This window comes from Spirochaetota bacterium, from assembly GCA_034190085.1.
GTDB lineage: Bacteria > Spirochaetota > UBA4802 > UBA4802 > JAFGDQ01 > JAXHTS01.
Window position 1 is genome coordinate 1 of the sequence record JAXHTS010000004.1, and the last position, 14,549, is coordinate 14,549.

The 14,549-nt window shown below is 37.3% G+C and carries 5 protein-coding genes; all 5 read left to right on the plus strand.

Going from position 1 to position 14,549, the window contains the following annotated elements; genetic code table 11:
• Positions 1-731: CBS domain-containing protein (locus tag SVZ03_00780; GenBank protein ID MDY6932737.1), on the plus strand; the 731-nt coding region annotated here is incomplete at its 5' end.
• A 778-nt stretch (positions 732-1,509) separates the two neighbouring features.
• The gene (locus SVZ03_00785) at positions 1,510-2,910 is read left to right on the plus strand and encodes a magnesium chelatase (protein ID MDY6932738.1); all 1,401 of its coding nucleotides are present in this window, start codon (positions 1,510-1,512) and stop codon (positions 2,908-2,910) included.
• On the plus strand, positions 2,907-4,499 hold the full coding sequence (locus SVZ03_00790) for a VWA domain-containing protein (protein MDY6932739.1): 1,593 nt from the start codon (positions 2,907-2,909) through the stop codon (positions 4,497-4,499). The genes SVZ03_00785 and SVZ03_00790 overlap by 4 nt, the downstream gene beginning before the upstream one ends.
• A gap of 660 nt (positions 4,500-5,159) precedes the next feature.
• Positions 5,160-12,020: a PAS domain S-box protein gene (locus tag SVZ03_00795; protein ID MDY6932740.1), complete on the plus strand. Its 6,861-nt coding sequence runs from the start codon at positions 5,160-5,162 to the stop codon at positions 12,018-12,020.
• A 43-nt stretch (positions 12,021-12,063) separates the two neighbouring features.
• A complete protein-coding gene (locus SVZ03_00800) occupies positions 12,064-14,481 on the plus strand; it encodes a response regulator (GenBank protein ID MDY6932741.1) in 2,418 nt (805 codons plus the stop codon).
• The last annotated feature ends 68 nt before the right edge of the window (positions 14,482-14,549 follow it).

The following is a 14,549-nucleotide window of genomic DNA, read 5'->3' on the forward strand; positions in this document are numbered from 1 at the left end:
TACAACTGAAAGACGGCGCAGAAGTCAATATTATGAAATCCATCTATGTAAAAGATATTTTTACTGACGACATTGAAACAATTGATGAAAACTGCGCCTTTAACATGATTGTTGATAAAATTATTTCAGGAAAATCACAAATATATCCTGTTATAAATAAAAAAAGGAGACTTTTGGGCGTGGTCTCAATAAATGGAATTAAGGAATATTTATATGACAGAGAGGTTCTTAAAGATATTATTATTGCTGGCGATATTGCGGAAAAAGATTTTGAACCCGTCACTTTACAGGAGAATTGTCAGCATGTAATGGATATAATGGGACCGAACAATCTTGAAGGTCTGCCAGTAATTGATGAGAAGTCTCATAAATTATTAGGCATGATATGGAGAAAGGATATTAGCGATGCATACAGTAAAGAAGTGGAGAGCCGAGATATTGTGTCATCATTTTCTAAAAGAATAAATATGGATAATATGGAACAGCTTGTGCACATTATGGAAGGTTGCGCAATAACTGAAATGCCTGTTCCTCGAGCATTTATTGGGAAATCGATAAAAGAATTGGATATCCGCGCAAAATATGGGGTTGATATTATTCTTATAAAGGCTAATATAGGAAATAGATCCATGATTAAAACATTGCCACAGCCTGATTATAAATTTTCCTATAGCGACTCTTTAGTAATATCGGGAGAGATAAGTAAAATTAATGTTATAAAAAATATTTGAAGTGATTTTATACATATATCATATTTATATGTTAAATCTAAATCAAAAATGTGCAATTTATTTATATAGGGAAATTGGTGGTTGTACCCGATTAGCAGACTGTTATTAGCGTGAGATAGTCGGTATTAACCAAAAGGATACTAAGGAGATTATCTCATGGGGGAAATAGCAAAGAATTACACATCAGAATATACTTAACTGTGTTATTCTACTCCATAGCCAATGATTGATAGTGACGGGATATTCCATCTATTTTACGATGTTGTCAGTCATCCTGAGTTTGATCCTGCTGACTGGCGTTAGGTCGTGCTTGCTCATGTAATTTTTACTGACGGGAAGAACTTCCCTGAGATTGAGCATGATATATTCACCTATGTAAACGATGATTGAAAGAAGTATGAGGTTCGCGTTCCATCTGTTCTTTAGGAAGGGGATATGTTTTAAATGTGGTTTGCAGGAAATGGGGATATTTCACTCATCTTTCAACCTGAGTTTTTTATTGGAATAGGCTATGCAACATTTGGGGCAAATTGTTAATAGAAGTCATCTTGCCAGTAGAGCTGGTCGTAGGGTGACTGCAATGTTAATCAATATTTCATTTGTCAATGTTTGATATATTGAATTTATTATATATGGTGAGTTATTAATTTTTATAAAATGTGTTAGTAGTGGATAATTGTTTAATTTTTTCAATAGATTTCTTTTGGGGTTGACTTTTTACTGCTTTGATGCAAAATTTTTCCTATTATTATTATAGAATGGATTGCAAGGAGCCCTTATGCCATCCCGAAAACCAGAAACCCTGGGTGAGCTTAAAAAAGAATTTTCATATCTACCAGATGTTCGTAATGAGATGCGAATAAACCTAATTAGAAAACTAAAGAACAATGAAACGCTATTTCCCGGATTAATAGGATATGATGATACTGTTCTTCCAGGTTTAATAAACGCAATCCTTTGTGGGCATAATATCATAATCTTAGGAGAGAGGGGACAGGGAAAGACTAGAATAATAAGGAGTATGATTAATTTTCTTGATGAGGAGATGCCGATTATATCCGGCTGTCCAATAAATGATGATCCATTTAAACCAATATGCGTTGATTGTAAAAATAGTCTAATTAAAATGGGGGATAACCTTCCCATATCCTATGTTCCCAGGGATAGGAGACTGGTTGAAAAACTGGCTACCCCTGATGTTAGCACAGCAGATCTTATCGGGGAGGTCGATCCCATCAAGATTGCACAGGGAAGGACGTTGGATGATGAAACATCTATTCATTTTGGTCTGGTACCAAGAGCTCATCGAAGCATCTTTGCCATTAACGAACTCCCTGATCTAGCAGAAAAGATACAGGTGGCTTTCTTCAATATTATGGAGGAGAATGATTTTCAGATAAAGGGATTCCCGGTGCGCCTTCCTCTTGACATCTTGATAATAGCAACGGCCAATCCTGAGGACTATACAAATAGGGGTCGAATAATAACCCCACTAAAGGATAGATTTGATGTCCAGCTAAGGACACACTTCCCACGTGAGAGGAGCTACGAGATTGAGATAATGGAGCAGGAGTCCAAGCTTCCTGATTTTGATGGCCTAATTTATTTTATCCCCCAATTCATTAAAGAGATTTTAGCTGAGATGACCTTTCAGGCAAGAAACAGCTTGGAAATCAATCAGAACTCTGGCGTTAGTTGTCGTGTATCCATCCGGAGTTATGAGTCTATTATAGGCAGCGCAGCCAGGCGCTGCTTTGAGGTGGGAGAAGATACAGCAATACCCCGCATTACGGATATGACATCCACCTATCCTGCCATTATAGGAAAAGTGGAACTAGAGTATGAAGCGGTTGATAGTAGTGAGGTTGAGCTTATACAGGATCTTGCCAAACGAGCTATAAAGCTGGTATTTGATGAACATTTTAAGGTTGAAGAGCTATCCTCAATTGTTGAATCATTTAAAAAGGGAAAGACGATGGAGGTTTCTCAATCTATCCCTTCACAGGACTATATGGATGGACTTAAATCAATAGCTGGAATGGGAAAGGCAGTTAAGTCATTGATCAATACTAATAATCCTCCTGAAGTATCCTCTGCCATTGAGTTTATTCTGGAAGGACTTCATTTATCCAATATGTTGAATCGGGAGGAAAAAGGGGAGGGTTTAATCTATAAATGAAATCCTACATCTATAAGCATTGGGATGGCACTCAGACGCCATTCAGTCTGAAAAAAAAGGATATTATAGATAAATTCATGGACAACATCCTGAAAGGGATGACCCCGGAGATGTCCTTGGCACAGATGTTATGGAAGGGTTTCCCACTTGGAGGAATGGATTTCAAGATTATGAGCCTGGAAGAGATGGTAAACGATCTTCAGCAAAAGATGTATGATCTATTTTCATCATATAGCCTTGAAAAGGCCTTTGATGATCCAATGAATGACATCAAAAATTTTCTTGCTGACGAGGCATTGACCTGCTTAGATCATGGGGCTCAAATGCCGCCATCATATGAAGATCTACCAACTGGGTTATATGAAAAATTGAGATTTCTCGATGGTACTAATTTTTTAAATGAGAATAGCAAGGAAACCTATACTTATTGGAAGACGCGGCAGAAAGATATACTCGACCTTTACGAATTTTACAGCAAGTATTACCATCATTTTACAGGCAGTGATTATCTAAATTTCGATCAGGCAGTTGAACTGATGCGACAGTTTCAAGCAATAAAGGACCTGCAGCAACAAATCCTTAGTGGACAACTTCGTAGCATTGATCTAAATACCCTAAAGGAGCTTTTGGGTGAGGATGCAGAAAAGTCTTTTATTGTTCTTTTACAGCTACCTGAACTCCTCTCTGACGATAAAATCATTAAAATTGGTGCAAATAAGATCGATATGACCCCAAGGGGAATGCGAGCCTTGGGTGAAATGGCCTTTGGAAAACTCTATCATCAGATCAAGAAGGATAGACAGGGGGGGCATCATGGCAATGCTCCGGAAAGTGGTGAAATTGAGCCGGACTCATCCAGGCCTTATCAATTCGGAGATCGCTTTGACCTGGACATTACACGCACAATGCTTAAAGCAGTATCACAGACACTCAATACTGGTGGGGCAATTCGATTATCACCTGGTGATTTCTATGTTCGCCAGAGGGAGCAGCTTATTACCTCAACCACAGTTGTGCTTTTAGATCTATCCTGGTCCATGTCCTTTGGGGGTAGATTTGAGGCAGGGAAAAGGGTTGCAATAGCCCTGGATCATTATATCAGAACAAGGTTCCCAAAAGACAAAATTCATATTATCGGTTTTTCCACTGTAGCAAGAGAACTCAAGGGGGATGGATTATCAAATGCAGTTTGGGATACAAAAAATCCGCACACCAATCTGCAGGATGGACTTAGATTAGCCATGAAGTTTATTAAGAAGAGCGGTAACAGAAACAATCGAGTCCTCGTAATAACGGATGGTCAACCTACCGCATATTATGATGAAAGGGAATGCCTTCATGTTGAGATGCCATTCCATATGTTCGGATTGAGTCATAACGCCTCTAGGGCCACCCTTGCAGAGGTAAGAAAAGTAACTGCCAATGGTATGAATATTGAAATTTTTTTGTTGGATAACAGTCCGGTTCTAGTGGAGTTTACCAAGCAGATATGCAGGATTAACAGAGGACGCTCAATGATTTGCCTTCCCAATGAATTAGGAAGATTGATCATGGTGGAGGAAATCAATAGAAGGGGTGGAAGAATTTAAGTTCTCTATTTATCCTCATCTATCCTTTTCGAATAAATACCCACACTAGAAAATGTCCCAAGGGAGTAGAGTATTCATGCTAGAATGAAGTTTAACCTCCTATTAACAACTCCATACTATTGGATTCCTAACAGGAATATATTAGTCAATTCCATCAATATGTAAAAAAAAAATAAAGTACTTGATAATATATTATTCTAATTATATATTTTAATCAAAATAAACTAAAATATATTCTCCAAGGGTTCCAATTGTGAATATAATAAAATTAACGAATATAGCAAAAGGAGAGATAAATAACTAAATTATCATTCAGTATGTTTTCTGCATCAGAATATTATTGGATATTTAATTGATTTAGTCAGAAGGATAATCCTCTTCGGGGTTAGCATTTTCAAAATTTTAAATTATTGTTAACATCCTGTCCTTTGAAGGGATAAAATTTATATAATCGTTAGTCGAGTACCTATAGAATAGGTATTATATTTTAGTTGATTACTAAAGCATAAAAAATTAAATTCAAATATTTAACATCTTTAAAATTAACTGCCTATCGTTTTAACACCCGTAAATTTACATTTTACAAATTATTACATTTAAACTGTCGATTAAGATAGTATGAGTCATGACCAACCGTTGATCATACATTAGCATTGCTACTTGGAAAAGGATTTCCTATTTTGTTATTCTATAAGGAGGTATGTCACGATTATATTATCTGGTTATACAATAAAGGAAGTGGTCTCTAAAGGTTACTATTCTATTTTATACAGGGGTATAAGAGATAGTGATGGAATTTCAGTTTTAATTAGGGTTTATGTGACATATGATGTAACACCTATGCAGATAGCCCATTTTATTCAGGAGTTTTCGAATAGACAGAACCTAAAATCAGACTGTATTGTTAAAGCCTTTAGTGTTGAGAATTTTAATGATGGTATTGCTATTATTTTAGAAGACTTTCAAGGAATACCCATAAAGGAATACTTTATGGATAAGGGAGATGATATCAGAGACTTCCTTAGGGTGGCAATTCAGCTGGCAAAAACGCTGTATGAAATACATCAGTCTAATATTATTCTAAAGGATATTAAACCCAATAATATATTGATTAATCAAGAGACTGGCAAGCCTAAGATTATTGATTTAGGTCTTTCTTCTATACTGACAAAAGAAAATGAGAATATTAATGATCCTGAAATAATATATAATACACTGCCATATATCTCACCAGAACTTACCTTTCGAATGAATAGAGATGTAGACTACCGCACTGATATTTATACATTGGGGACTATATTCTACCAAGCCTTGACAGGGGTTTTGCCTATTCATTCAGATAATCCCTTTGAATTCTTTCATGCTCATATCGCAAGAACACCTATTCCTCCAATAGAACGAAGAAGTGACCTCCCTGAGACAATATCTAAAATTATCATGATGATGTTGTCCAAGGATCCAGAAGACAGGTATCAGAGCGGATATGGAATAATGAAAGATTTTGAAACATGTTTATTCCAACTTGAGCGCACTGGCAGAGTTGAGCAATTTGAGCTTGGAAGGAATGATATATCAAATAAATTTGTTATTTCACAGAGAATATATGGAAGAGAATCGGAAATAGATATTTTGATGAGGGCCTTTGATCGTGTAATAAAAGGAACACGCGAACTAGTACTCATTACAGGTGCTTCTGGAATCGGGAAGACTGGTCTTGTAAAAGAGGTTCAAAAGCTGATGATTAAGCGGAAGGGGTATTTTATTTCAGGGAAATTCGATCAATTTCAATTAAATAAGCCCTATAGCGCTTTAATCCAAGCATTTACCAAATTGATTAGACAGATATCATCGGAAAGTGAAGAGCAAATCTGTGAGTGGAGAAGCCGAATTCTAGAGGTACTTGGGAATAATGGCAAGATTATTACTGATATAATCCCAGATGTAGAATTGTTGATAGGAATGCAACCGGATATTAATGAGCTTGATCCTGAATATCCACAAGACAGGTTTAATCATATTTTACAGAATTTTATCAAGATCCTCGCAACAGAGGATCATCCACTTATACTATTTTGCGATAACCTTCAGTGGGTTGATTCAGCCAGCCTATCACTCATAAAGACCCTTATTACAGATCAATCTACAAAATATATCCTGCTTATTGGCGCCCTGTGCGATGAGGGGAATAATAAATCTCTCCCCATAGAATTATGGATAAATGAAATAAAGAGAACTGATGTTGTGTTCAATCAAATTTCTCTAAAACCCCTTGATATAACAAGTATAAGCCATATGATTGGTGACACATTTAAATGTCCTGTTGTGGTATCGGATGAACTCGCTGAACTGTTGTATCTGAAGGTGGGAGGAAATCCATTCTGTTTAAAACAGACCCTTAAGGAATTGTATGATAATCATATACTGATATTTTCAGGCGAATCAGGATGGCAATGGGATATAAATAAGATAGAGCAGATGAAGATGCCAGACAATATAATCAACATTACGATATCGAAGATTCTACACCTTTCAGAAGGAGCAAAAGATTCCTTAAGGTTTGCATCTGCTATGGGTAACAGCTTCGATCTGGAGTCCCTTTCAGCGATTAATGGCAAATCAATTGATGAGACCTATACCAATTTGAATGAATCAGTGGATAATGGCCTTGTTTATTTAACCCGAAAGGGTTATCGATTTGTTCATGATCGAATTCAGGCTGCAGCTTATGCCCTTGTTATGGAAGAAGAAAAGGAATTGTTGCACTATATCATAGGCAGTCAACTTTTAAAGACCACTAAGCCAGAGGAGATGTCTGAAAAGATATTTTGTATTGTTGATCAATTAAATCATGGTATCGAATTAGCTCTCAGTAATAAACAGCGGGTTGAATTGGCAGATTTAAATTTTAAGGCCGGAATAAGAGCAAAGGCGTCCTTAGCATATGAGGCAGCAAATCAATTCCTGCAAAATGGTATACATCTTCTCCCTTCAGATGCATGGGATAGTGAGTATGATTTAACCCTATCACTATATACTGAAATTGGTGAAGTTAAATATCTTATTGGTGATCATAAACAGGGGGAGGGCTTTTTTGATATTGTTCTGGAAAAGGCCACAATGCCCTTGGATAAGATCAGAATCTATGAAATTAAGATCGCTTATTATACAGTCTTTCATCAGATGAAGAAGGCTTTGCGAATTGGGATCGAAGCGCTGAGGATGTTGGGAGTCAACATGCCCCGAAAGCCTAATAAATTTAACATCATTAGAGGTATCATCAAGGCAAGACTGAAGATGAGGAATAAGAATGTTGAAGATCTGATTGATCTACCTGAGCTTACTGATCCTCATAAGTTGGCTGTTGCACGAATCCTTACATCATGTCTTTCTGCGAGTTATATCTCATATATTGAATATTCCCCAATTATTATATTCAAGCTTCTTAATCTATCTTTACAATACGGGAACAGCGCCTATTCAGCATGCGCTTATGTTACCTATGGTGGCTTGTTGTGTTCTATGTTTAGGGATATTGAAATGGGGTATAGGTATGGAAGATTGGCATTGGATGTAATCGAGAAGTATAATAATCCTAGAATAATGTCAAAGGTTTACTACATTTATGGGACTATCATTAATCATTGGAAAAATCATCTCAGAGATAGCCTTATATATTTGTATAAAGCACATAATTTTGGTTTAGAGATAGGAGATTTTGAATTCGCATCATATGCCTTATTTACTTATATGACACATAGCTTTCTAATCGGAGAGTCGCTTGATAAGATAAATGAAGATTATGCAATGAAATATATATCAATGAAGAATTATAATCAGTTAACATCCACTCAGTTATATGAATCTTGGTACCAGATGGTGTTGAATTTGAAAAATGTGCCAGAGAATAATGTTGATAGGCTTAGACTGACTGGAAAGATATTTAATGAAGAAGAGACAGTTCCTGAATGGACTCATGCAAGAAGTATGTTGGTTTTATTCAAGGTAGCCATGGAGATTCTTCTGTTTCATTATGATGATCCCCAGACAGCAATTACTTTATCAAAAGTAGTGGGGAAGGATATTGATAGTGTATCGGGGATGTTTATTGTTCCGGAATATTATTACTACTATTCCCTTTCATTATTAGCTCATTATCCACATGCTTGCAGGAGGAAGCAGAGGGTATATTTAAAACAAATAATGACATATAAGAAGAAGATGCAGATATGGGCGGAGCATGCGCCGGATAATTTTATGCATAAGTATCTGCTCATAGAAGCGGAGATCCTAAGCCTAAAGGATCAGGTTGCTAATGCAATAAAACAATATGATTGCGCCATCGCACTAGCTAGAGAGAACGGATTCATACAGGATGAAGCCATTGCCAACGAATTAGCTGCTAAGTTCTATCTATCTAAGGGCTTGGACAAGATAGCAGGAGTATATATTCAGCAGGCCTACTCATCCTTTAAGAGGTGGGGGATTGATGTTAAGGTTACTGAATTGAAAAAGAAGTATCCTCATCTTTTGCCAAAGCCTTTTGATATAAATGATTATCCAAATATTCATCATCGCCCAGTTAAGCATTTGCCAAGGTCCTCTTCAATAATTCAGGATTATACAAACATTGTTGATTCCTTGCAGGCAATTTCAAGTGAAATCGTGATTGATAAACTGCTGGAAAAAATAATGAGTATTGTAACACAGAGTGCCGGGGCTTCAAGGGGTGTTTATTTATCAGTGAAGGATGGAAAACTCTTTGTTGAGGCTGAAATAATAGTATCAAATGATGAGGTTTCCATTTTCAACTCCATACCCATTACCGATGGACCAAGTTTGTTGTCTCCGGTGATATACTATGTTAAACGAACAAAGAAGCTAATGGTATTGGATGATGCTAGACAAGAGAGAGATTATTGCACAGATACTTATGTACTTGAGAATCAATCTAAATCTATCTTAGGGTTGCCTGTTGTCAGGCAATCAAGGCTAATTGGCATACTCTATCTTGAAAATGCTATTGTTCCCGGTATTTTTACACCTGCTAGGGTAGAGGTCCTTCAATTGTTGGCCTCCCAGGCAGCCATTTCTCTGCAAAATGTGACATTGATTGATAATTTGAAAGGGCTTGGAGAGACGTTACAGAAGAGTGAGGCATGGCTGCGGCGAACCCAGGAATTTAGTCGAATGGTTGCATGGGACTGGGATATTGATAAGGATACAATTCAATGCTCCGGTGATGTATTTTCCCTCTTTGGACGTAATCCAGAAGAATTGGCTTCTGGACAAGCCTTTTTATCCACGGTTCATGTTGAGGATTTCGCAAGAGTTAACAAGATAATTCAAGATAGTCTTGCTAATGGAATGGAGTATATAAATGAGTATCGTATCTTTAAACCGGATGGCACAATAAAATGGTTGATGGCACGGGGCAATACGCTTAGGGATGCAAATGGGAATGCAGTGAATCTGATCGGCCTTATTATGGATATCACTGATCGAAAACGGTCCGAGTATTTTGAACTCATTCAGCGCAATCTGGGTCAAAAGCTTAATGAAACTCATGGCTTATATGAGACTTTGAGTCTATGCCTCAAAGCCGCAATAGACGTCTCAGGTATGGACTGCGGTGGCATTTATCTTGTTGATGAGAGGACAGGGAATCTGGATTTAGTGTATCATATAGGATTGCCTGCTAATTTTATAGAAAATGTATCGCACTATGATCCAGATTCTGTTAATGCTCGTTTAGTTATGAGTGGCAAATCGATCTACACCAGGCATCATGAGTTAGGCGCTTCATTAAGCGAGGTTGAGATTGATGAAAATATACGCGCTATTGCTGTTATTCCGGTTCATTATGAGGGAAAGGTTATTGCCTGTCTCAATATAGCTTCACATATCCTTAATGATGTGCCAGATATTGCTCAAATTGTGCTCGAAACCATTGCAACACAAATAGGGAGCGCTATTATTCGTTCAAAGATGGAGGAGGAATTGCGCTACTCGGAACTCCTATACCATACCCTTTTCGATACCTCGCCCCTTGGCATTGGCCTTGCCACTAAGGATGGCAGAATTCTGGAAATTAATAAAACGATGTCTCAAAGGATTGGATTCTCACAAGAGGAATTCAATCAAATTAATCTGAAAGATATATATCATAATCCTGATGATCGTGATCTGCTAATGCAAAAGCTGCAATCCGATGGGATTGTCCGAGATTTTGAGGTTAAGATGAAACGTAAGGATGGCTCCACATACTTTGCCAGTCTGAATATAACACCCTTTAGACTAGGTGGTGAAGATGTGCATTTGACCGTATCACATGATATTACAGCTAGGAAGCTGGCAGAGGAAAAATTGCTTCAAAGCGAGGAGAAGTATCGTCTGCTCGCTGAAGGCGCAAAAGACTTTATTATAACGAACGATATTGATGGTCTTATTACCTATGTCAACAAATCTGCTTTACAAATAAGCGGTTATAGTGAGGATGAGGTTTTGGGTTTGAACATTCTAAATTTTCTTCCTCCCGGGCAACATGAGTGCTATAGAAGACGTCTCGCTAATCGTATAGCTAACGATAGAGCGATTATTTTTCATGAGGCAGAGGTGATTACTAAGATGGGCAATCAGATACCAGTTGAATTTTGCTCATCTCTGATAAAGCGGAATGAGAGGCCTTCTGAAATATTGATTATTGCTCGCGATATCACTGAGCGAAAACGGGATGAGGAGAAAAAGAACAAATACATGGCTGCAATAGAGGCATCCCGGAACATATTGGAGCAAAAAGTTGAGGACAGAACGATGAGATTGATCAAAGCTCAGGAGAGACTCATTACTGCTGAGCGTTTGGCAGTGCTTGGGCAGTTTTTTGGAAGTATATCCCATGAGATCAAGAATCCACTAGGGATAATAGACAGTTCAGTCTATTATCTAAGGCAGAGACTTGACAACAGCAGTCCGAAGGTCGTCCAACACCTCAATCGTATTCATGAACAGGTTAAAAGATCAAATACCATTATTGAGAGTTTGCGGGAGCTAACTCAGATGAAGGAGCCAAACAAAAGGACGCTTGATCTATCAAAACTTTTGGATAATGAAATATGTTCATCAAGGATGCCTCAGACAATAAATGTGGAAAAGTGTATTTCGGATGAGAAAATATTAATTGATGGAGATTATTCACAGGTTTCAATGATTTTTAAGAACATAATAAAGAATGCAATAGAAGCGATGCATGGAGAGGGGACGCTATTTATTCGAATTGAGAGGCTGATGGAACAAGCCTTAGCTATGATAAAATTTGAGGATACTGGCCCAGGAATTGAGGAAAAGGATATTACTAGAGTATTCCGACCGCTCTTCTCAACTAAGAACAGGGGTTTGGGATTTGGCCTATCCATATGCCAGAATGTAGTAGAGAGACATGGTGGCACCATAGAGGCGCAATCAAAACCTGGCGTAGGGGCGACATTCATCGTAAAGCTTCCATTGATACATGAAACGATTCAGTAGAATTATTCATAGAGATTAGAATATATATGGGTGATAATTTCATATGACAACAAGTGAGATTAGATGGAAGGTAGATATTATGAAGGATAAACCACGCATCGTCATTATTGATGATGAGGTGGATATGATAGCTAACCTTAAGGATATTATGTGCGAGTATTATATTGTAGAGGCTGCTTATGATGGCAAAAGCGGTCTTACTCTTTGTAGTGAGAACACCTTTGATGTGGCCATTATTGATATCAAGTTGCCGGATATAACAGGAGAAGAGATTGCAAAGAGAATAACTGAATTGTCGCCTAAGACTGATTGTATTCTCATCTCAGCTTATGCCTCTCTTGAAAGTGCCCTTGAGGCAGTTAAACTTGAAGGTGTTGTGGCATATGAGGTAAAACCACTCGATATGGATCATATCCTCTCGCTAATCAATGAGATCATCAAAAGGAGACGTGCTGAGGATGCATTGCGCGAGAGTGAGATTCAATATTCAGCCCTATTTCAGAATAATCCTATTCAAACAGTAGTTGTAGATACTGAGGGAAGGGTGATAGCCTATAATAAGGCAAAAAGACAGTCTGGCGACAGATTGCCTATGCCGCGCGAAGTTATGTATAAAGACTATGCTTCGGGGCATAAGATAGATATGCATATGGAATTGATGAACTCCATCAAATCAGGGAAGTTGTGTGAATATCATGAATTAGAATATGGGGATAAGGTTTTATCTGTTAAAATATCTCCTTTTGAGAAAGGGGCTATAATAACATCACAGGATATTACAGGACGTAAGAAAAATGAGGAAAAAATTAAGAACCTCAATGAACTACTCTTTGCTATCAGGTCAGTCAATCGGCTCATTACTCAGGAAAAGGATATTGAGAAATTACTCAAGGGTATTTGTACAGCAATTATTAGCACTCATGGATATTCTCAAGCCTGGATCATTATAACTGATGAATTCGGGAATATCATATCTTTTTTTCATGATGGCATGGCAAATAAACATCAAGTTTTTGAAGAAAGGCTAATGGAGGATACCCCATTATTATGTTTTGATAAGGCCATGAAGGATTCATCTGTTGTAATAATCAATGATCCCGCCTCCAAATGTATAGATTGCCCCTTGTCTCAAAAGTATGATAATAGTAAAAGGGTTCTATTCCGATTGGAATATAATAACAGGATATTTGGCGTATTGGGAGTGGAGGTTCAATCATTTCTGCTCTTTGAAGATGCTGAGCAGTCATTATTAAAAGAGGTTGCTGATGATATAGCTTTTGCCCTCTATAGTTTACAATTGGAGGATGAACATAAAAAGCTTCAAGAACAACTCTATCAGTCAGCAAAATTATCTGCAGTTGGTCAGCTTGCGGCTGGAGTGGCTCATGAATTCAATAACATTCTTACAATTATTCTTGGTCATGCTCAAATCTCAATAGCTGAGGATTCAATTGATGAGATTAAGCAGTCACTTCATGAGATTGAGAAAATGACGAAGCGTGGTAGTGATTTAGTTAAGGATCTCTCTACTTATGCAAAACCCACTGAACCAAGATTCAAGACTCAAGATATTACAGGGGTGATAGATGAAGTAATACAATTACAAAGAAAAAAATTGAGATTGGATAACATTGAGATTGAAAGGAATTATGCTAAGCACTCTAAAACATCCTTTGATCGCGGTCAAATGGAGCAGGTCTTTTTAAATCTGTTAATTAATGCTTCCCATGCTATTAAAGCCAAAAAGAAGGGTACAATATCAATCTCTGTTAGGGATTCAGAGGGCTTTTTAGTAATAGGGTTCACAGACACAGGCATTGGTATGGATGAAGACACAACTATGAAAATATTTGATCCATTCTTTACCACTAAGGGTGGCTGGGCTGAGGATAGAGAGGGTTTATCCGGAACAGGATTAGGCCTCTCTGTTACACATGCAATAATAGAACAACATAATGGCTCAATAGTAGTTGAAAGCAAGAAGGGTAAGGGTACTACATTCACAATAACCCTGCCAATTGTTGAATCAAATGAATCAATAGATAATTTGCCCCAAATAGAAAAGAATAGCAACGATGTGAATAGAGCTAAAAACCTACGAGTACTCATTGTGGATGATGAAGAAGACGTTATCGATTTAATGAAATTATTATTGAAAAGGGCTGGATTAAATAATGTGGCTGTTGAAAATAATGGAAGGAAGGCAATAGGTGTTTTTAAAAGTTATAATCCTGACATTGTTTTTCTTGATATACTCATGCCGGATATGAGCGGCACTCAGGTATTTCATCAAATTAAATCAATGAATCAACAAGTCCCGGTTGTATTTATGAGCGGAAGATTGGGTTTTGAGAAAGATAAATTAATTGATGAGGGTGCATATGCATTTATTCAAAAACCCTTTGATTTTAATGAAATATTCAAAATTCTTAATAATGTTGCAAATGTCAGTAGTAAATAGAGGAGTTCATGTGTGATAGTTCACCGTTATCCATTATAGGTTTATATATCGATGGCTATGCGAATAAC